General features: G+C 64.3%; 18 protein-coding genes. 1 reads left to right on the top strand and 17 read right to left on the bottom strand.

Annotation, left to right across the window (positions count from 1 at the left end):
* Nucleotides 1-6: 6 nt before the first annotated feature.
* The 14 genes from B2246_RS11670 to B2246_RS11605 all read right to left on the bottom strand — a co-directional run bounded on the left by B2246_RS11670 (nucleotide 7) and on the right by B2246_RS11605 (nucleotide 17109).
* On the bottom strand, nucleotides 7-1860 hold the full coding sequence (locus B2246_RS11670; RefSeq protein ID WP_286882245.1) for an ABC transporter permease subunit: 1854 nt from the start codon (nucleotides 1858-1860) through the stop codon (nucleotides 7-9).
* A 3-nt stretch (nucleotides 1861-1863) separates the two neighbouring features.
* Nucleotides 1864-2916, bottom strand: coding sequence for a branched-chain amino acid ABC transporter permease (locus B2246_RS11665; RefSeq protein ID WP_008650177.1), 1053 nt, complete (start codon nucleotides 2914-2916; stop codon nucleotides 1864-1866).
* 171 nt (nucleotides 2917-3087) lie between these two features.
* A complete protein-coding gene (locus B2246_RS11660; RefSeq protein ID WP_008650179.1) occupies nucleotides 3088-4236 on the bottom strand; it encodes an ABC transporter substrate-binding protein in 1149 nt (382 codons plus the stop codon).
* Between the two features lie 337 nt (nucleotides 4237-4573).
* Nucleotides 4574-5332 carry a sulfite exporter TauE/SafE family protein gene (locus tag B2246_RS11655; protein WP_035884413.1) on the bottom strand — a complete coding sequence of 253 codons (759 nt, stop codon included), beginning with the start codon at nucleotides 5330-5332 and terminating at the stop codon, nucleotides 4574-4576.
* 34 nt (nucleotides 5333-5366) lie between these two features.
* Nucleotides 5367-5855 carry a hypothetical protein gene (locus B2246_RS11650; protein ID WP_241227920.1) on the bottom strand — a complete coding sequence of 163 codons (489 nt, stop codon included), beginning with the start codon at nucleotides 5853-5855 and terminating at the stop codon, nucleotides 5367-5369.
* Between the two features lie 350 nt (nucleotides 5856-6205).
* The gene (locus B2246_RS11645; protein WP_286882247.1) at nucleotides 6206-7240 is read right to left on the bottom strand and encodes a branched-chain amino acid ABC transporter permease; all 1035 of its coding nucleotides are present in this window, start codon (nucleotides 7238-7240) and stop codon (nucleotides 6206-6208) included.
* On the bottom strand, nucleotides 7240-8124 hold the full coding sequence (locus B2246_RS11640) for a branched-chain amino acid ABC transporter permease (RefSeq protein WP_008652243.1): 885 nt from the start codon (nucleotides 8122-8124) through the stop codon (nucleotides 7240-7242). Before B2246_RS11640 ends, B2246_RS11645 begins: the two co-directional genes overlap by 1 nt.
* Before the next feature lie 173 nt (nucleotides 8125-8297).
* Nucleotides 8298-9506: an ABC transporter substrate-binding protein gene (locus B2246_RS11635; RefSeq protein ID WP_008648868.1), complete on the bottom strand. Its 1209-nt coding sequence runs from the start codon at nucleotides 9504-9506 to the stop codon at nucleotides 8298-8300.
* A gap of 99 nt (nucleotides 9507-9605) precedes the next feature.
* Complete coding sequence (locus B2246_RS11630) at nucleotides 9606-10331, bottom strand: ABC transporter ATP-binding protein (RefSeq protein ID WP_008648867.1); 726 nt, start codon at nucleotides 10329-10331, stop codon at nucleotides 9606-9608.
* 12 nt (nucleotides 10332-10343) lie between these two features.
* Complete coding sequence (locus B2246_RS11625; RefSeq protein WP_008648866.1) at nucleotides 10344-11117, bottom strand: ABC transporter ATP-binding protein; 774 nt, start codon at nucleotides 11115-11117, stop codon at nucleotides 10344-10346.
* A gap of 359 nt (nucleotides 11118-11476) precedes the next feature.
* Entirely contained in the window at nucleotides 11477-13144 is a 1668-nt protein-coding gene (locus tag B2246_RS11620; RefSeq protein ID WP_008648864.1) for a GMC family oxidoreductase, read from the bottom strand.
* A gap of 80 nt (nucleotides 13145-13224) precedes the next feature.
* Nucleotides 13225-14145 (bottom strand): alpha/beta hydrolase, encoded by a 921-nt coding sequence (locus B2246_RS11615; RefSeq protein WP_286882248.1) that lies wholly within the window; start codon nucleotides 14143-14145, stop codon nucleotides 13225-13227.
* 106 nt (nucleotides 14146-14251) lie between these two features.
* Nucleotides 14252-14671 carry a Cu(I)-responsive transcriptional regulator gene (cueR, locus tag B2246_RS11610; protein WP_008648660.1) on the bottom strand — a complete coding sequence of 140 codons (420 nt, stop codon included), beginning with the start codon at nucleotides 14669-14671 and terminating at the stop codon, nucleotides 14252-14254.
* Entirely contained in the window at nucleotides 14668-17109 is a 2442-nt protein-coding gene (locus B2246_RS11605) for a heavy metal translocating P-type ATPase (protein ID WP_286882249.1), read from the bottom strand. The genes cueR and B2246_RS11605 overlap by 4 nt, the downstream gene beginning before the upstream one ends.
* A gap of 182 nt (nucleotides 17110-17291) precedes the next feature.
* Between B2246_RS11605 and B2246_RS11600 the strand changes: the two genes are divergently transcribed.
* Complete coding sequence (locus tag B2246_RS11600) at nucleotides 17292-17492, top strand: heavy-metal-associated domain-containing protein (protein ID WP_008640966.1); 201 nt, start codon at nucleotides 17292-17294, stop codon at nucleotides 17490-17492.
* A 64-nt stretch (nucleotides 17493-17556) separates the two neighbouring features.
* On the opposite strand, the gene B2246_RS11595 is transcribed toward B2246_RS11600, so the two are convergent.
* The 3 genes from B2246_RS11595 to B2246_RS11585 form a co-directional block, all read right to left on the bottom strand.
* Nucleotides 17557-18282, bottom strand: a complete 726-nt coding sequence (locus tag B2246_RS11595; RefSeq protein WP_008640969.1) for an OmpW/AlkL family protein — start codon at nucleotides 18280-18282, stop codon at nucleotides 17557-17559.
* Between the two features lie 288 nt (nucleotides 18283-18570).
* The gene (locus tag B2246_RS11590; RefSeq protein WP_008640970.1) at nucleotides 18571-19539 is read right to left on the bottom strand and encodes a delta(1)-pyrroline-2-carboxylate reductase family protein; all 969 of its coding nucleotides are present in this window, start codon (nucleotides 19537-19539) and stop codon (nucleotides 18571-18573) included.
* A gap of 84 nt (nucleotides 19540-19623) precedes the next feature.
* Nucleotides 19624-20622, bottom strand: coding sequence for an aldo/keto reductase (locus B2246_RS11585; protein WP_286882250.1), 999 nt, complete (start codon nucleotides 20620-20622; stop codon nucleotides 19624-19626).
* Between the last annotated feature and the right edge of the window lie 36 nt (nucleotides 20623-20658).

The raw sequence follows: 20658 nt of genomic DNA, 5'->3' as shown, positions 1-20658 counted from the left end.
ATAGCCTCAATCAATGCCGCCCAGATAGGCTTCCAGCACTGCCGGATTCTTCTGCACCTCCTCCGGCACACCTTCGGCGATGCGCGTGCCGAATTCCATCACCACGAGCCGGTCGGTCAGGTTCATCACGAAGTCCATGTCATGCTCGACAAGCAGCACGCTCATGCCCTCGCCCTTCAGCTTGCGCAGCAGGTCCGCCAACGCCTGCTTCTCCTTGTAGCGCAGCCCCGCGGCAGGCTCGTCGAGCAGCAGCAGCGCGGGATCGCAACACAATGCGCGCGCGATCTCCAGGATGCGTTGCTGACCCAGCGCAAGGCTGCCAGCTTCGAGGTACATGCAGTCGGCCAGTCCAACGCGCTCCAGCTGGCGCTTCGCCTCGAACAGCAGCTTCTGCTCCTCCATCTTGTTCATGCGCAGGATCGCCGCCGACACACCGCCCTGCGCACGGAAATCGCCGCGCAGATGGGCGCCGATGGCAACGTTCTCGAGCACCGTCATCGTCGGCAACAAATGCACGTGCTGGAAGGTCCGGCCCACACCGCGCTTGACGATCTCGCGCGACGGCAAACCGGAGATCACGTCGCCCCGATAGCGCACTTCGCCCGATGTCAGCGGCAGCACGCCGGTCACCAGGTTGAACGTCGTCGACTTGCCCGCGCCATTCGGGCCGATCAGGCCGATGATCTCGCCGGCCCTCACCTGAAAGCTCACGTCGTTCACCGCCACGAGCCCGCCGAACTGCTTGCGCACCGCGCGCACGTCCAGAATCAGCTCGCCGGTCTCGGGCTTCTGCCGCACCGGCAACGGCGGCGCAGTATCAGGGGCCAGCACCGGTGGCCCGGCCGGCATCAGCTTGCGTATGAATGGCCAGATGCCATCGCGCGCGTGCTGCAGCAGCAGCACGAGCAGCACGCCGAAGACGATGATCTCGAAGTTGCCGTCGGAGCCAAGCAGCTTCGGCAGCAGCCCTTGCAGCACGTCCTTGAGGATCGTCAGCACGCCTGCGCCCAGCACCGCGCCCCAGACATGACCCACACCGCCGACGACGGCCATGAACAGGTACTCGATGCCGTAGTTGAGACCGAACGGCGTCGGATTCACGGCGCGTTGCAGATGCGCATACAGGAAGCCCGACACACAGGCCAGCATCGCCGCCACGACGAAGATCACCACCTTCATCCAAGCGGTGTTCACGCCCATCGCCTCGGCCATCGTGCCACCGCCCTTCAGTGCGCGAATGGCACGGCCCGGGCGCGAGTTCAGCAGGTTGTGCATCGCCACCACGGCGAGCAACACCACCGCCCAGATCAGATAGAACATCGAGCGGCCCGATTGCAACTCGATGCCGAACAGCGACAGCACGGGAATGCCGTTCAGGCCATCGTACTTGCCAAGGAAATCGAGATTGCCGAACAGGAAGAACAGCGACAGTCCCCACGCGATCGTGGCCAGCGGCAGGTAGTGCCCGGACATGCGCATCGTGATCAATCCGATGACATAGGCGCACAGCACCGTGATGATCAGACCCACGACCAGACCGATCCACGGCGAGAGCCCGAACTGTGTGGTCAGGTATGCCGTGCTGTACGCACCGAGCCCGACGAACGCGGCCTGCCCGAACGACGTCATGCCGCCAACGCCCGTCAGCAGCACCAGCCCGATCGCCACGATGCTGTACAGACCAATGTAGTTGCCGAGCGTGATCCAGAACTCCGGTGTCGGCAGCACCGGCAGCAACGCCAGCACGATGACGAATGCCAGCGTCGCAATGCGATTGCGCAATGCGCCCGTGCCGCGAACTGCCGGCGCTTCACGCGAACCCATGTCCTTCTCCATCTGCTTGTCGGTGAGCATCGTCATGGCTTACTCCTCTTCCTCGACATGCCGGCTCGTGAGCGAGCGCCACAACAGCACCGGAAGGATCAGCGTGAAGACGATCACCTCCTTGAACGCGCTGGCCCAGAACGACGAATACGATTCAAGCAGCCCCACCAGCAGCGCACCAAGCGCGGCCACCGGATAGCTGACAAGACCGCCGACGATCGCTCCGACGAAGCCCTTGAGACCAACCAGGAATCCGGACTCGTAGTAGATCGTCGTCAGCGGCGCGATCAGGATGCCGCACAGCGCACCCATCGCCGCAGCCAGCGTGAACGACAGGCGGCCCGCCTGCGTGGTACCGATGCCGACCAGACGCGCGCCAAGCCGGTTCACCGCCGTGGCACGCAATGCCTTGCCCTGCAGCGTGCGATCGAAGTAGAACCAGAGCGCGCCGATCAGCACTGCCGACACCGCCACGACCCAGAGGCTTTGCCCCGATATGGTGAGACTGCCGACTTCGAAGCGCGCATCGGAGAACGCCGTCGTGCGCGACCCTTCCGCGCCGAACATCACGAGCCCCAAGCCCACCAATGCGAAATGCACCCCAACGGATACGATCAGCAGCACCAGCGTGCTCGCCTCCGCCAAGGGCTGGTACGCGAGCCGATACAGCATCGGTCCAAGCGGAATCACAATGAGCAACGTCAGCGCGATCTGCGCGAGCATCGGCAAGGGTTGACCACCATACTGCTGCACCACCAGATGCACAGCACCGGGAAACAGCAGGTACTTGCCCGCGAGAATCGCCAGCCTCCGCGGTGCGGTACTGCGCAACTCGGGGCTGCGCATCACGGTCACGCACTCATAGAGAAACGTCAGCACGCCCATCGTGAGCAACAGCCACGTCGTCTTGGGTGCGTGGCCGGCCTGCATCGCTGCAAGCGTCAGCGCGCCGTATGCAACAAACTCGCCCTGGGGGATGAAGATGACGCGCGTCACCGAGAACACCAGCACCAGCGCCAGTGCCAGCAGCGCGTAGATCGCGCCGGAGGTGATGCCGTCCTGCGCCAGAATGGCCGCAATCGATAGGTCCATTGTCTACTCGTGTCTACTCGTTGTCATGGATGATGCAAGGCAACGCGATTCCCGCTGCTGCCTCCACTGCCGTCAAACGTAGTCGCCCGGATGCGGAGGTAAAAAAAGGGCGCATGGCAAACTCCATGCGCCCTTCCGTACCACGCTTACCCCGCGCGACTTATCTCCCGCTTACTTCTGCAGCTTCCACTTGCCGTCGACGATCTGCACCATCACGCGCGCGCGCTGGTCCATGCCGAGGTGGTCGGTGGGGGTCATGTTGATGATGCCGTGCGACACCGGCAGGTTCGTGGTCTTCTCGAGCGCATCGCGCAGCGCCTTGCGGAACTCCTTCGTGCCGGGCTGACCTTTCTTGAGCGCCTCAGGAATCGCGTTCTGCAGCAGCAGGCCCGCGTCCCAGGCATGGCCACCGAACGTCGACACTTGACCGCCAAAGGCCTTTTCGTAAGCCGTCTTGTACGTCAGGGCCGGCTTCTTGACCGGATTGCTGTCAGGCAGTTGCTCGGCCACCAGCAGCGGGCCGGCAGGCAGGAACGTGCCTTCGCAGTCCTTGCCGCACACGCGCAGGAAGTCGGGGTTGGCCACACCGTGCGTCTGGTAGATCTTGCCCTTGTAGCCGCGCTCCTTGAGCGCCTTCTCCGGCAGCGCGGCCGGCGTACCCGAACCAGCGATCAGCACCGCATCCGGATTGGCGCCCATCATCTTCAGCACCTGCCCGGTCACAGAGTTATCGGTGCGCGCAAACCGTTCGTTGGCGACCACCTTGATCTTGCGCATCTCGGCGACCTTGGCGAACTCCTGACCCCAGCTATCGCCATAGGCATCCGCGAAGCCGATGAACGCCACCGTCTTCACGTTGTTGTTGGTCATGTGCTCGGCAATGGCGGTAGCCATGTGCGAGTCGTTCTGCGGCGTCTTGAAGATCCACGCGCGCTTGGCATCCATCGGTTCGATAATGCGCGCCGACGCGGCCATCGAGATCATCGGCGTTTCACTCTCGGCGGCAACGTCCACCATCGCCAGCGAGTTCGGCGTCACGGTGGAACCCACCACCACGTCCACCTTGTCCTCGCTGATCAGCTTGCGCGTGTTCTTGACCGCCGTGGTCGTGTCGGTGGCGTCGTCGAGCACGATGTACTCGATCTTCTTGCCCGCGATCTCCTTCGGCAGCAGCGTGAACGTATTCTTCTCGGGAATGCCGAGCGATGCGGCAGGGCCCGTGGCCGATACCGTGACTCCAACCTTCACCTGGGCGTTGGCTGCGCCGGCGAACAGGCTGGCGGCGGCAAGAGCCAGCAAGCTGGCACGCTTGAATGTCATTGCGTCTCCTTCGGTTCCAAAAACGGAAAAAGGCATCCGCCGGCTTCCGGCCGGCGGATGCCTCCAGTTTTTTGTTGCGGCCCGTTGTTCGGGCTCTCTGGCAGATGCAGCGCCGGCATCCGCGTCACTATCGGGAACGTCGAAGATCGCCCCGTTTTTTCCCGTCCTGCGCTTTTTACCCCCGGTTGCGCAGCTGCATTTCCCGACCGCTCGGTCGGGAATGCGAATTGAGTCTAACACAGCGGTCTTGTAGCGAAAGCGGGATTAACCCGCAGCCGCGCGAGCGCAACAGTCGAGGGTTGTTGCTCCCCCTATTGCCCCACGCCGACCACCATGCTCAACGCAGGAATGCGTCGTAGGCCGTCTTCAGGATCAGCGCGCTCACCACGGCGATGAACACCTTGCGCACGAAGCCGCTGCCATGGCGCAGCGCAAGCTTGCTGCCCACCTGGCTGCCCGCAACGTTGGCCGCTGCCATGATCAGGCCGAGCTGCCACCAGATATGTCCCTTGGATGCCAGCAGCAGCAGCGCCGCGAGATTGGTGGCCAGGTTGACGATCTTGGCCGACGCCGATGCGTGCAGAAAGTCGTAACCAAACACCCGTACGAATACGATCATCAGGAAGCTGCCGGTGCCCGGACCAAAGGCACCGTCATAGAAGCCGATCACCGCGCCCGCGAGCAAGGCGGCCACGCGCTCGCGCATCCCCGTCAGGGTTGGCGCATGCTCGGCGCCCAGGTTCTTCTTGGCTACGGTGTAGATCAGCAGCACCAGCAACACCAGCGGCAATGCCTTGCGCAGCGGCTCGGCCGGAATCTTGGTCAGGGTCCAGGCGCCGGCCATCGCCATCACGAACGCGGCAAGCATTGCCGGGGCCGTGGCGCCCCAGTAGATCCGCACCTTGCGCGCATAGCGTGCCGCGGCGTTGGCGGTGCCCGCCAGCGACGCCACCTTGGTGGTGCCTATCAGCGTGGCGGGCGACATATTGGGGTAGGTGGAAAACAGCGCCGGTACCTGCACCAGCCCGCCGCCGCCAGCGACGGCATCGATCATTCCGGCCAGAAAGGCGGCCGCGGCCAGAAAGACAAACTCCATGGATGAACAATCAGGAAGGGTTCGGAAGCGCCTGTCAGCCCAGATGCTTGGCTGTCGGTACGAGGTTGCCGCGCCAGAGGCCTTCAGCCCCTCGCACGAAGCCGGCTGGCGCGCGCGCGGCATCGGCGATCAGTCCAGGTGCCAGCATGGCGTGACGGATGCCGTGAGCCCGGCACCACTCGGCCAGCACGATGCAGCATTCGGCCAGCCAGTCGTCGGCATCGCCGGATTCCGGCGGCCACCACTCGGTCGCCATTGCCACCCGTCCACCTGTGGACAAGCTGTGGACAAGCACTATGGGCAATAGCGCGCGCACCGCGTCGGTGCCTGCCATCAGGCAGATGCCGTGTCCGCCCTGCTCCAGCAAGGCATCCAGCGCCAGCCGCCGCCCACGCGCCTCGGGCACCGCCAGTGGCGCACGTGCCATCAGCCACGCATCCAGGACGGGCGCGTCGGCCGCCACGCCTGGGCGTACCCAGCGCTGCGTTTCAATGGGAATCGGGGAGTCGGGATGGACAGACATGACCGGGCCTTGGAAGCTGGCCGGCATTGTCGCATGGGGCTTTGCGGGTGGTCATGCCGAAGTTGCATGATCCGCACTTCCGATCGACAAGGATGCCGGGGAAGTGACTGAAAGTTGATATTTCGGCGCCAGAAATGAAAAAGGCGTTGCTGGGGATCACCCGGCAACGCCCTTTTATCGTATTGGCTGCTGCTACCCGACACCGGGTGCGCGCCTGTCGTCTCCTCGCTTCCGCCTCCAAGTAACCTGCGAAAACCGTATATGGAATGTAACGAAGCGGTGCGTATGAAACAAGTCAGCAATAACCCTAGCCCCAAAATCGGGCATGTCGACCCGTCTTCACACCCTTGCTATTTCTTCCGGCTCGTGAGTGCGATCAGCTCGCCCATGATCCCGCGGCGGAAGGTCAGCACGCAGATCACGAAGATCACGCCCGTCACCATCGTCACCGATTCGCCCAGCGAATTGAACCAGTCGAGGCCGGTCACCGAGGCCAGGAACGTGCCGATATCGCCCAGCTTGTTCTCGAGCGCCACCACCACGAACGCACCGACGATCGGGCCGGACAGTGTGCCCAGGCCGCCCACCAGCGTCATCAGGATCACCGAGCCCGACATCGACCAGTGCACGTCCGTCAGCGTCTCGAAGCCGAGCACCAGCGCCTTGATCGAGCCAGCCAGACCGGAGAGCGCTGCCGAAAGCACGAAGGCCAGCAGCTTGAAGCGGTCGACATCGTAACCCAGAGAAATGGCACGCGGCTCGTTCTCGCGGATGGCCTTCAAGATTTGGCCGAACGGCGAGTGCACCGTGCGCACGATCAGCGCGAACGCCGCCACGATGATGACCAGGGCCACGTAGTAGAGGGTCAGGTCGTCGGAGAGCGGCAGCACGCCAAGCAGCTTGCCGCGCGGAATGCCCTGCAGCCCGTCCTCACCACCCGTCATCGGCACCTGCAGGCAGAAGAAGAACAGCATCTGCGCCAGCGCCAGTGTGATCATCGAGAAGTAGATGCCCTGGCGGCGAATCGCCAGCGAACCCACCACGTAGCCGATCGCCGCGCCGCTCAGCGTGCCGAAGATCAGGCCGAGTTCGGGTGTCACGCCCCAGACCTTCATCGCGTGCCCTGCCGCATAGCCCGCGCCGCCGAAGAACGCCGCGTGGCCGAACGACAGCAGGCCCGTGAAGCCGATCAGTAGATTGAAGGCGCACGCGAACAGCGCGAAGCACAGCACCTTGAGCACGAACACCGGGTAGGCACCGGCCAGCGGCGCCGCGATCAGGCCCAGCAACAGCAGGCCATACAACACTTTCTTCTGCACGCCCGTTCCTTCCTTGAAGCCCTTGGCCTCCACGGCCGTCGTCGTTTGTCCGGTCGGTCCACTCATCACTTTTCCCTCCCGAACAGCCCTGCCGGGCGCAGCATCAGCACGATCACCATGATGAAGAACACCACGGTCGACGATGCCTCAGGGTAGAACACCTTGGTCAGGCCTTCGATCACACCGAGCCCCAGGCCCGTGATGATCGATCCCATGATCGAGCCCATGCCGCCGATCACCACCACCGCGAACACGATGATGATCAGGTTCTGGCCCATCAGCGGCGACACCTGGATGACCGGTGCCGCCAGCACGCCGGCAAACGCTGCCAGCGCCACGCCGAAGCCGTAGGTCAGCGTGACCATCAGCGGCACGTTGATACCGAACGCCTCGACGATCTTGGGGTTCTCGGTGCCAGCGCGAAGGTACGCGCCGAGCTTGGTCTTCTCGATCACGAACCAAGTGGCCAGGCACACCACGATCGACGCGGCCACCACCCATGCACGATAGTTCGGCAGGATCATGAATCCGAGATCGGTCGCGCCCTGCAGCGCATCGGGCGCCGAGTACGGCAGCCCCGACACCCCGTAGATCGAGCGGAACACGCCTTCGATCACCAGCGTGATGCCCAGCGTGAGCAGCAAGCCGTAGATGTGATCGAGCTTGTAGATCCAGCGCAGCATCGTCTTCTCGATGATGACGCCCAGCACGCCGACCACGAGCGGCGAGAGGATCAGCATCACCCAGTAATTGAGTCCGACGTACTCCATGCCCGCCCATGCCAGCACGGCACCGAGCATGAAGAGCGCGCCGTGCGCGAAGTTGATCACGTTGAGCAGGCCGAAGATCACGGCCAGCCCAAGGCTCAGCATCGCGTAGAAGGCGCCGTTGACCAGGCCCAGCAGCAGCTGGGACAGCATGGCGGGTAGCGGTATTCCGAAAATATCCATGGCTTAGATTGCCTTCTGGGTCTCCCCTCTCCCACAAGTGGGAGAGGGGTCGGGGGAGAGCGTCTGGCGGACCAAATTGCCGCCCTCGCATACTGATGCGCTGACCCTCTCCCCCTGCCCCTCACCCGTACGCGGGAGAGGGGAGCAAACCATCTCGGGTTCGCCTACTTCGCTTACTTCTTCAACAGCGCGCACTTCGACTCGGCCGGCGTCGTGAACGCCTGGTCGCCCGGGATCGTCGTCACGATCTTCAGGTAGTCCCACGGCTTCTTCGAATCGGCCGGCGCCTTCACCTGCATCAGGTACATGTCGTGGATGTTGCGGCCATCGGCACGGATGTAGCTCTTGTTGTAGAAGTCGCTGATCTTCATCTTCTTCAGCTCGGCCATGACCTTGTCCGGATCATCGGTCTTGGCGGCTTCCACGGCCTTCAGGTACGTGCTGATCGCGGAGTAGTCAGCGGCCTGCAGGCTGCTCGGCATCTTCTTCATCTTGCCGAAGAAGCGGTTCGCGAATTTGCGCGTGTCGTCGTTCATGTCCCAGTACCAGCTGTCGGTCATCAGCAGGCCTTCGGTGTTCTTCAGACCCAGCGAGTGAATGTCGTTGATGAACATCAGCAGGCCGGCGATCTTCATGTTCTTCGTGATGCCGAATTCCTTGGCCGCCTTGATCGAGTTGATCGTGTCGCCGCCAGCGTTGGCCAGGCCCAGGATGTCAGCCTTCGACGCCTGTGCCTGCAGCAGGAACGACGAGAAGTCCGATGCCGACAGCGGGTGGCGCACCGAACCCACCACCGTGCCGCCATTGGCCTTCACCACGGCTGCCGTGTCGTTCTCGAGCGAATGACCGAATGCGTAGTCGGCAGTCAGGAAGAACCACTTCTTGCCGCCCTGCTTGACCACAGCGCTGCCGGTGCCCTTGGCCAGCGCCACCGTGTCATAGGCGTAGTGCACCGTGTACGGCGAGCACTCTTCGTTCGTCAGTCGGGCAGTGCCCGCGCCCACGTTGAAGTAGACGCGCTTCTTTTCCTGCGCCACCTTGTTCATGGCCAGGCCGGTAGCCGAGTTGGTGCCGCCCAGCAGCATGTCCAGACCCTGCTGGTCCATCCACTCGCGCGCCTTCGAGGCGGCGATGTCGGCCTTGTTCTGGTGGTCAGCCGAAACCAGTTCGATCGGCTTGCCCAGCACCTTGCCACCGTGATCCTCGATGGCCATCTTTACCGCTTCCAGGCCGCCCGGGCCGTCGATGTCGGCGTACAGGCCCGACATGTCGGTGATGTAGCCGATCTTTACCGTGTCACCCGAAACCTGCGCCGAAGCGCCGCCTGCAAACGCACCAAGGACAGTCGCCGCCACTGCGACGGCCAGTCGAGTCATCTTCATTTGTTGTCTCCTGAGTTGCGGCAGCGCAGTCACGCCGCCCGTTCCTGCCACCAATGCGAGTTAAATGCGACCACGGCACCGCAGGCGCGGCGCCGTCGATCAGACCCCAAGCAGTTCGTTGAGCACGGGCATCTTGGCCTGCAGCTCGTTCGCGGCGAAGCGTTCGACGATCGCGCCGTGCTCCATCACGTAGAAGCGGTCAGCCAGCGGCGCGGCGAAGCGGAAGTTCTGCTCCACCATCACCACCGTGTAGCCCTTCTTCTTGAGCATCAGGATCATGCGGGCCAGCGCCTGCACGATGACCGGCGCCAGGCCTTCGGAAATCTCGTCGAGCAGCAGCAGGTTCGCGCCAGTGCGCAAGATGCGGCCCACCGCCAACATCTGCTGCTCCCCGCCCGAGAGGCGCGTGCCCTGGCTCTGGCGCCGCTCCTTGAGGTTCGGGAACATCTCGTAGATCTCGGCCTCGCTCATCCCCTTGCCTGCGTTGGCGCCCTTGAGCATCGGCGGCAGCAACAGGTTTTCCTCGCACGACAGGCTCGAGAAGATCGCCCGCTCTTCCGGGCAGTAGCCGATGCCGAAGTGCGCGATCTTGTGCGTGGGCAGGCCGATCGTCTCGTGTCCGTTGACCTTGATCGATCCCTTGCGTGCGCCGGTCAGGCCCATGATCGCGCGCATGGTCGTGGTGCGGCCCGCGCCGTTGCGGCCCAGCAGCGTGACCACTTCGCCGCGGTTCACGGTCAGGTCCACGCCATGCAGGATGTGCGACTCGCCGTACCAGGCGTGCAGGTCCTTGATCTCTAGCGCGGGAGTGTTGTCGTTCGCCATGGTCCGTCTCCCTTAGTGCGCGCCCTGCAGCTCGGCGTCAGCCGTGCCCATGTACGCTTCCATCACGCGCGGGTCCTTCGACACCTCCGCGTACGGGCCTTCGGCCAGGATCGCGCCGCGCTGCAACACCGTGATCTTGTCGGCGATCGACGACACCACGCTCATGTTGTGCTCGACCATCAGGATCGTGCGGCCGGCGGATACTTTCTTGATCAACTGCGTCACGCGGTCCACGTCCTCATGGCCCATACCCTGCGTGGGCTCGTCGAGCAGCATCAGCTCCGGCTCCATCGCCAGCGTGGTGGCGATCTCCAGCGCGCGCTTGCGGCCATAGGGAAGATTGACGGTGACGGTCTCGGCGTACTCGGTCAGGCCCACCTGATCGAGCAGTTCCATCGCGCGCCCGTTGAGCACGTCGAGCGAACGCTCGCTACGCCAGAACTGGAACGCGGTGCCAAGCTGGCGCTGCAGGCCGATGCGCACGTTCTCGCGCACGGTCAGGTGCGGGAACACGGCCGAAATCTGGAACGAGCGGATCACGCCCCGGCGTGCGATCTGCGCGGGCTTCTCGCGCGTGATGTCGATGCCGTTGAACAGGATCGTGCCGGTCGTCGGCTCCAGGAATTTCGTGAGCAGATTGAAACAGGTGGTCTTGCCCGCGCCATTCGGTCCGATCAATGCGTGAATCGAACCGCGCCGCACCCGCAGATTGACGTCGCTTACCGCAGTGAACCCTTTGAATTCCTTCGTCAGGTTCTTCGTTTCCAGGATGGTTTCCTGAGTCATAGTCTCCTGCCCGCCCTCTTGCTGCGATGCCGGATTTTGGCCGGCAACTGACAATGGTTCGAACTCCGGCGCTGTGTCGCCATGGTTGCCGCTTTGTAGGTGTGATTCGGCGCGGCTGCCGGACTGGCGCGGTGGCGCAGCACCAAGTGGAGTCTGCGGCACCGATATGCCGGCGACTATTGTGTGCGCCTGCTGCGTCGCAAAACATCGGGGTTTGCACTAGGCGTAATACATGCACGATATGTCACCCACACGACAGACGTGCGAGCGCGTACCGATGTCTGCGAGAGACGTCGAAACGGCGTGACGATGATGTAATCGGCCGGTCTTCATGCGGTGCGTGTTGCACCGCATACTGACTATGCAGTGACTGCTGGTGACGGCGCCGTGACGATGTCCGGATTACCAGCGCTTGCCTTGCGATCCGCGCGGATCATATCGCTGGCACGCTCGGCAATCATGATCGTCGGCGAGTTCGTATTGCCGGACGTGATCAACGGCATCACCGACGCATCGACCACGCGCAGACCACTGATACCCCGCACGCGAAGGCGGTTGTCGACGACCGCGTCGGCATCGTCCGCGCCACCCATCCGGCAAGTGCCAACGGGATGGAAGATTGTCGTGCCGATCGCGCCAGCAGCTTCCGCCAGTTCCTCGTCGGTCTGGAATGTCGCGCCGGGCAGATACTCCTGCGGCTTGTAGCGCGCCAATGCCGGCGATGACACGATGCGCCGCGTCAGGCGGATCGAATCGGCGGCGACCTTGCGGTCTTCCTCAGTGGACAGATAGTTCGGCGCGATCAATGGCGCGCGACGGAAATCGGCTTCTTCGATATGCACGCTGCCGCGCGACGTGGGCCGCAGATTGCAGGCGCTCGCCGTGAAGGCATTGAAGCTGTGCAATGGATCGCCGAACTTGTCCAGCGACAGCGGCTGCACGTGGTATTCGATATTGGCGCGAGGCTGCTCGGGATCGCTGCGCGCGAACGCGCCGAGTTGCGACGGCGCCATGCTCATCGGCCCGCTCTGGTTGAAGGCGTATTGCAGGCCGATGCCAAGCTTGCCCCACCAATGCGCCGCCTGCGTGTTGAGCGTGCGCACGCCCTGGACCTTGACCACCGAACGCAACTGCAGGTGATCCTGCAGATTCTCGCCCACGCCGCGCAGCGCGTGGCGCACGCGGATGCCCAGCGCCTGCAGCCGGTCTGGCTGGCCGATGCCCGCGAGCTCCAGCAACTGCGGCGAGCCAATCGCGCCGGCAGCAAGTATCACCTCCTGCTTCGCGCGCGCCTCGTGTGGCTGGCCACCGCCCAGGTATTGCACGCCGGTGCAGCGCAGGCCGTCCGGGCTATCGAACGTCAACGCGCTAACCTGCGCGCCGGTGACGATGGTCAGGTTGGGCCGTTCCGCCGCACGGCGCAAGAACGCCTTCGACGTATTCCATCGAATGCCGCGACGCTGGTTGACCTCGAAATAGCCCACGCCGAAGTTGTCGCCGCGATTGAAATCGTCGGTACGGGGAATGCCAGCCTGCTCGGCGGCCTCGATGAAGCACTCGAGGATTTCCCAGCGCAGCCGCTGCGCTTCCACGCGCCATTCGCCACCGGCGCCGTGGAACTCGTTCGCGCCACGGTGATGGTCCTCGCTGCGTTTGAAGAACGGCAGCACGTTGTCCCAGCGCCAGCCGTCATCGCCAGTGATGCGTGCCCAGTCGTCGTAGTCCTCGCGCTGGCCACGCATATAGATCATGCCGTTGATCGACGATGACCCGCCCAGCACGCGGCCACGCGGATAGCCGAGCGAGCGGCCGTTCAGGCCGGCTTCGGCCACGGTGCGATAGAGCCAGTCGGTGCGCGGATTGCCGATGCAATAGAGATAGCCGACCGGAATATGAATCCAGTGATAGTCGTCCTTGCCGCCCGCTTCGAGCAGCAGCACGTTGACATCGCTGTCCTGCGTCAGCCGGTTGGCCAGCACACAACCCGCCGAACCCGCACCCACGATGATGTAGTCGAACGTCTCCATTTCCCTGCGATCCTATTCAGACACCGGCAGTTACTGCTGGAATGCCCGAAATCATCGCACGACTCGGGGTGCTTCCGCCGTCAGTGCTTTGCCGGAGTCTCCAGTCGCTGCCGCAGCCAGCGAGTCAGTGCCGCAAACACCTCGCCGCGCAACGGCTCGGCTTCGTTGAAGATCTCGTGATAGCCAGTGTCGAACCAGACCATCTCGCGCAGATCCTCTGGCGCGCTCTCGAAGAAGATGCGGCTGCCCTCCGGATCGACGATGCGGTCCGCGCCACCCACGAGCATCAGCATGGGCGCTTCCAGCCGCGGCGCATCAGCCAGGGCCTGCGGCATTCCCCGGATGAATGTCTCCAGCACGCTGGCGCTGATCGTCCCCTGCACCAGCGGATCGGTGCGATATGCGCGCCCCACATCGACATCGTGGGACAACAGCCGGGCATCAATGGGATTCGGCACACGAATACGCGGCATCAAAGCAAGTAGTACTCGATGCATCGTAAGCATAGAATTGGACAGGCGAAGCGCCAGCGCGGGCGACGACAGCACCAGCGCGCGGATCGGCCGCACGCGCGCGGTGGCAAAGCGCGCAGCAATGAGTCCGCCCATGCTGTGCCCGAGCACGATCGGCAATTCGTTCCATTGCCGCATTGCACCATCGTAGATTTCGGCCAGATCGTCGAGATAGCTGTCCGGCGTGGGCGCCACCATGCGCGGCCCGCCACTCCCGCCGTGGCCGCGATGGTCGTAGGCCCGCACGCGCAGGCCGAGCGCGCAGAGCGCTGCTGCAACATGGCCATAGCGCCCGCTATGCTCGGCCAGCCCATGCACCAGCAGCACCGTGCCAAGCGGCTCGGCAAAGCGTTGGGGATCGGGCAGCCAGGTGCGCAGCAGCAGCTCGGTGCCATCGCGCATTCGTTGGCGTGTCTCGGTGGGTACGGCTCTGGTTACGGCGGATTCGCGCGCGCCTGGCAGGCCAGTGGCGGTCACAGGTTCATTCATCCCACACGTCTCCTCGTCGGGTACGCCTGCTTGTTGTTGGTTATCTGGATCTGGATCCTTCAGTACCGCTGACGCCTGCGCTCCCCCGGCCCCGAGCCGCCAGCACTCAGTGATGGCAGGCCGGGCGATCCTCGCTGTCGGCACGGGCCATATCCGACAGGATCGGGCAGTCGGGCCGGTCATCGCCCGTGCACGCTTCGGCCAGCGACCGCAGCGTGTCGCGCATCGCAGCAAGTTCGGCGATGCGGACTTCCAGGTCGGCCACGTGCTTGAGCGTCAGCGCCTTCACATCCGCACTGGCGCGCGCCCGGTCATGCCACAGCGACAACAGACCGCGAATCTCGTCGAGCGAGAATCCGAGATTACGGGCCCGCCGCACGAAGCGCAAGGTGTGCACCGCGCGTTCGTCATACCGCCGATACCCACCCTCGCTGCGCGGCGGCGCATCGACTAGTCCGATCGACTCGTAGTGGCGAATCATCTTGGCGGAAACGCCCGAGGCTTCCGCGGCTTCTCCGATGTTCATTGCGTGACCTCCTTGTGTCCACTACCTGCGAGCGGATGCCAGCGGCGCAGCAGCAGTGCGTTGCTGACCACGCTGACACTTGAAAATGCCATGGCGGCGCCCGCCACGACCGGATTGAGCAGACCGGCCGCCGCGAGCGGAATGCCGATCACGTTGTAGATGAACGCCCAGAACAGGTTCTGGCGGATCTTGCGCACCGTGCGATGCGACACGGCCAGCGCATCGGCAACCAGCGCCGGGTCGCCCCGCATCAGCGTGATGCCGGCCGCGTGCATCGCCACGTCCGTGCCAGTGGACATGGCGATGCCGACATCGGCCGCCGCCAGCGCGGGGGCATCGTTGATGCCGTCGCCCACCATCGCCACCACGGCTTCGCCACCTCGCTTGAGCGCGACGACGCGCGCGGCCTTGTCTTCCGGCATCACCTCGGCCTGCACTTCGTCGAGCCCCAGTTGCTTACCCACACGCGCCGCGGCGCCTGCGTTGTCGCCCGTCAGCATCACCGTGTGGATGCCGGCCTCACGCAGGCGTGCGATCGCGGCAGCGGCGCCCGGCTTGATCGCGTCGCCGAATGCCACCAGCCCCAGCACGCGGCGCTGGTCCGTATCGATCAGCCAGGAGACGGTGCGGCCTTCGCCACGCAGCCGCTCGGCATCGGTCTGCAGCGCCCCCGCATCGGCCTGCAACGAGGCACGCAGGCCATCGCTGCCGAGTTGCAGCGCCTGCCATGCAACGATGCCGGCGATACCGCGTCCCGGCAGCGCGCGCACGTCAGTGGCCGCTGGCGCGGTGATGCCACGTGCCGTGGCAAGCGTCGTCACCGCGCGCGCCAGCGGATGCTCGCTGCCGGCCTGGAGTGCAGCCAGCTTCGCGAGCAATGCGGGCTCATCGCCATCGGCGGCATGCAGCGCCACCACCTCGGGCTTGCCCACGGTCAGCGTCCCGGTCTTGTCGAAAGCCACTACCGATACACGATGCGCCACCTCGAGCGCCTCTGCGTCCTTGATCAGGATGCCCGCGCGGGCGCCGGCGCCAGTGCCCGCCATGATCGCGGTCGGCGTGGCCAGACCCAGCGCGCATGGGCAGGCGATCACGAGCACCGCCACGGCATTGAGCAATGCGGTAGTCCAGTCGCCCATGACCAGGCCCCAGCCAAGCAGTGTCGCCAGCGCGATGACCAGCACGATTGGTACAAAGACCGCGCTGACCTGATCGACCATGCGCTGAATCGGCGCCTTCGCGGCCTGGGCATGTTCGACCATGCGGATGATCTTCGCCAGTACGGTCTCGGCGCCGACGGCCGCCGTGCGTGCCACGAGCAACCCGTCATAGTTGATCGAGCCACCGGTCAACCTGTCGCCGGGCTGCTTGGGCACGGGTACCGATTCCCCGGTCAGCATCGATTCGTCGGCATGGCTGCTGCCTTCCACGACATCGGCGTCTACCGGAATCCGCTCGCCGGGACGCACGACGATCTCATCGCCAACACGCACGCTGGCCAGCGGCACGGTCTGCTCCACGCCGTTGCGGCGTACCTGCGCGGTATCGGGGCGCAAGGCAGCCAGCGCGCGGATCGCGTCGGCCGTCTGACGCTTGGCCCGTGTCTCGAGCCACTTGCCCAGCCGCACCAGCGTGATCACCACGGCCGCGCTTTCGAAATAGAGATGCGGCATGGCATCGCCAGCCTCGGCCATCTGCCAGATCGACAGAAAGTACGCCGCCGAGGTGCCGAGCGCGACCAGCAGATCCATATTGCCGGCACCGGCGCGCACCGCCTTCCAGCCCGCCTTGTAGAAGCGCCAGCCGAACACGAACTGCACCGGCGTGGCCAGCGCCCATTGCACCCAACCCGGCAGCATCGCGTGGATGCCAAACCATTCGAGCACCATCGGCATCACCAGCGGCAACGACAGCGCGGCCGAGATCACCACCGGCCACGGGCCGGCCCAGAAACCGGGACCGGCCTCGGCCGTACCCACCGCTGCGGCAGCGGCTTCGACCACCGGCGTGGCACCGTACCCGGCACGCTCGACGGCGGCGGCCAGCGTCGCCGCATCGGCCGCGCCGCGCAACACGGTGACCGTGGCACGCTCAGTGGCCAGGTTCACCTGCGCGTCCACCACACCCGGCACGGCGCGCAACGCACGCTCGACACGGCCCACGCATGACGCGCAGGTCATATCGGCGATATTGAGTGCGATCTCGGCGCGCGGCACGTCGTAGCCGGCATCGGCCACGGCCTTGGCAGCCGCGCTCAGCACTTCGGGGCTATCGGCCTGCAGCGTGGCCTGCTCGGTGGCCAGATTGACCGCGACGTCATGCACGCCGGGCACCTTGGCCAGCGCCGTTTCCACGCGGCGCACGCACGAAGCACACGTCATACCCTCAACAGGTAGACGCCATTCGGATGGTTGGAGAGATGCGGCAGGATGGGTCATCGGAGTCGTGGAATCTGAGCGACGGAGCGCGACAACTGCACTGTGAACCTTACCACCATTGGAAGGTCAAGGATTTGTTGAGTCGCACGCGACACTTGCGCTTCCCATGGTGGGAAGGTTCACACTTCAACCTGTCGTCGAGATTCATTGCTCACCGATCCAACCCAACAGGAGTCATCACCATGATCCAGTTCCAAGTCGAAGGCATGTCCTGCAACCACTGTGTCGGTTCCATCACTCGCGCCGTGCAGGCCGTGGACCCGGCTGCTCGCGTATCGGCCGATGTGCCAACCCAATCGGTCAAGGTCGAATCGGCTGCGGACCGCCAGGCGCTGCAGCAAGCCATCGAAGGCGCCGGCTACCCGGTCAAGTCGGCAAGCTGATCGTCGCCGTCAAACAAGAAAGGGCACCCGAAGGTGCCCTTTTTCACGTCCACGCCGGAAAGGCTCAGAAGCGGTAGCCGACGTTCAGGTACGTCACGACTGGATCGATCTTGATCTTCGTGTGCGACTGAACCTGCGCGCCGTTGGCCAGCGTCGTCGTGAAATTGGCCGTGGTGGTGACCGGCACGTACGACACCGAGAAGCCCACGAACCAGTTGTCGGTCACGGCGTAGCTGGCGCCGACGTTGAACACCGGGTTCCACGACGACTTGGCGCTTGCGGTCATGTGCGAGCCCGGACCGAATTCACCTTGCACGAACGACTGGTTGGTCACGGATTCGCCCGTGAACCACGTGTAGTTCACACCGAGACCCACATACGGGCGGAACTTGGTCTTGGCGTCGAAGAAGTGCCACTTGGCCACGATGGCCGGGCTCCACTGGCGCACTTCGCCGAGCTTGCCGTACTTCTCGTAGCCGCGATCGCCGCTCACGTTGTGCTTCGGCGGCACGCCGAGCACGAATTCCGCCGAAATATTGTCGGTAAAGAAGTGGGCGAAGGTCAGGCCGAGCGTATCGGCCGAATCGATCGTCGCGCCCGTGTTCGGCTTCTGCGCGCCGACCGGGAAGCCACCAATCGAATCAATGGTCAGAAATTCCGAGTGGCCCGTCGGCATGATTCGCATCCAGCCAAAACTGACCATATTGCTGCCTGCCGATTGAGCCTGTGCAACACCAGCCAGTGCCATGGCGGCGCCTGCCACCAGCATCTTCTTATAGATCGTCTTCATTGTTCCTCTTACTCCGTCCTTTGGTTACAACGCACTGCTAGGGGCGCATTATCCTGTGCGCCGGGCCCCGACTGTTTCAAACCGGTTACCCAACGGTAGAAGATTTGCCCTAAAGACAGGGTTAACCCAAAGTCTGAGTACGAATTTTCAGATTTTTGGCTACACACCGACGCTTCCGCGCAACGGTTCTGTTTCAAGCATGAAAGACCATTTCGGAAAAAGGGACCTTCTGGCGTGATCTGACCGCGCTCAAACACCCGTTCGGGTATTGTGCGAAGGCATTTTGTGTCACTTTTTGCTGGCCAGCACGCATGCTGCGAGATCCCAGAGCGCGTAGCCCACGCTCTTGAACACGAGGGGACTCCCGGTCCGCGCACGCAATGCATCAGCCTCCAGGATCGCTGTCTCGAACGGCTGCACGGTCTGCCAGTCGATACCGGCCTGCAGCAGGTCTCCCGCTTCATCCTCGATACCGAAAAGCGTGTCCGCCAGCAGACGTCCACTGGCCGCCGCCGCATGGCAAAGCCGCGGGGGCAGTTCGCACATTTCCGGTCGGAATGCGCCGACTGCGGCAATGAAATGGCGGTCAGTCCACAGGCCGCTGTCGAGATCGGGCAGGACCGGCGTGCGGCTCGATGTCACCGTCACCACCATCGACACACGCGGCAGCACCTCCGCCACATCCTCGATCACCGTGGCCGAGACGCCCAGGCGCCCGGCGTGCTCCGCCAGCGCCTCGGCCTTGTCTCGCGTGCGCGAATGCAGCCAGACCTTGCGAACGGGCAAGCCAGCCACGAACGCCTCGAGATGCGTCTGCGCCTGCACGCCTGCGCCGACGATCAGAAGCTCGCCATCCGGCACGGGCGCGAACGACTGGGCCGCGAGCAGCGACACGGCAGCCGTGCGGCGGCCCGTAACGGTCGGGCCATCGAGCAATGCAATCCGTTCGCCGGTGTGTGCGTTGGCGACGACCACCTCGCCGAGGATATTGGGCAGTCCGCGTTGCGGGTTGTCGGGATGCACCGTGATGTTCTTGGTCATCACGATGTCGCGGTTGCGTGCCGGCATGACCAGCAGCGTGCCATGCCCACGCTCCACGTCGCCGACCGGCAGCGCGATACGCGGCGGCGCCATGGCGGTCCCGTCGCGTAGCTCGGCCAGCATGGCCGCGATGGCCTGGGCCAGTTCCGGATAAGGCAGGCGTGCCGCCGTGGCGGCGGCATCCAGGGGGACGAACGAAGCGGCGGGAGCGGTCATCGGCAACAAGGCGGCTAGGCAAACGAGACCTCCATTGTCGCCGAGAGTCACCGGAAGTAGGCCGCGCCGATGACTCGGTCCCGCTCAGCGCGACAGGAACTGCATCATCGCTGCCGCATAGCGCGTACCCGCCGCTGCGCCCAGCGGGAAGATCGCGTCGATCCGGGCCAGATCCTGCGCGCTCAACGTCACGCCGAGCGCGCCCAGGTTGTCGTCGAGATTGGCCACGCGCCGCGTGCCGGGAATTGGCACAACGTGCTCACCGCGCGTCAGCACCCAGGCCAGTGCCAGTTGCGCCGGCGAGCATCCCTTCTCGCTCGCCAACGCACGCACGGCATCGACCAGTTGCAGGTTGCGCGCGAAGTTCTCGCCCATGAAGCGCGGATTGGTACGCCGATAGTCGTCCGCTTCGAAATCGTCGGGCGTGCGGATCGCGCCGGTCAGGAACCCACGGCCCAGCGGGCTATACGGCACGAAGCCGATGCCAAGCCGCGCGCAGGTGGCCATGATGCCGTTCTCGTCGACGTCGCGCGTCCAGAGCGAATACTCGGTCTGCAGCGCCGTGACCGGATGCACCGCGTGCGCCCGCTCGATTGTCTCGACGCCGGCTTCAGAAAGGCCGATCCACCGCACCTTGCCCGCCTTGACCAGTTCGGCCATTGCGCCAACGGTGTCCTCGATCGGCGTATCGGGATCGATGCGGTGCTGGTAGTACAGATCGATATGGTCGACACCGAGCCGCTTCAAACTCGCATCGCAGGCGGCGCGCACATACTCGGGACGACCATTGACGCCGCGCGCCGTCGGATTCGACGGGTCGCGCACGATGCCGAATTTGGTCGCCAGCACCACCTTGTCGCGCCGGCCACCGGCAAGCGCACGCCCCACGAGCTGCTCGTTCGTGTGCGGGCCATAGATGTCGGCGGTGTCGAGCAGATTCACGCCGTGGTCGAGCGCATGGTGAATCGTGCGGATGGATTCGGCATCGTCATGCGCGCCATAGAACTCGCTCATGCCCATACAGCCCAGACCGATGGGAAATACCTCGGGGCCGTTACGGCCCAGCTTGCGTGGTGTGGTCATCTGGAAGCTCCTCAGGATAGGTACTTCAGCGAACCC

Source organism: Cupriavidus sp. UBA2010 (assembly GCF_002335265.1).
Classification (GTDB): domain Bacteria; phylum Pseudomonadota; class Gammaproteobacteria; order Burkholderiales; family Burkholderiaceae; genus Cupriavidus; species Cupriavidus metallidurans.
Note: the sequence above shows the minus strand (reverse complement) of the source record. Positions and strands in the feature narration are given on the sequence as shown.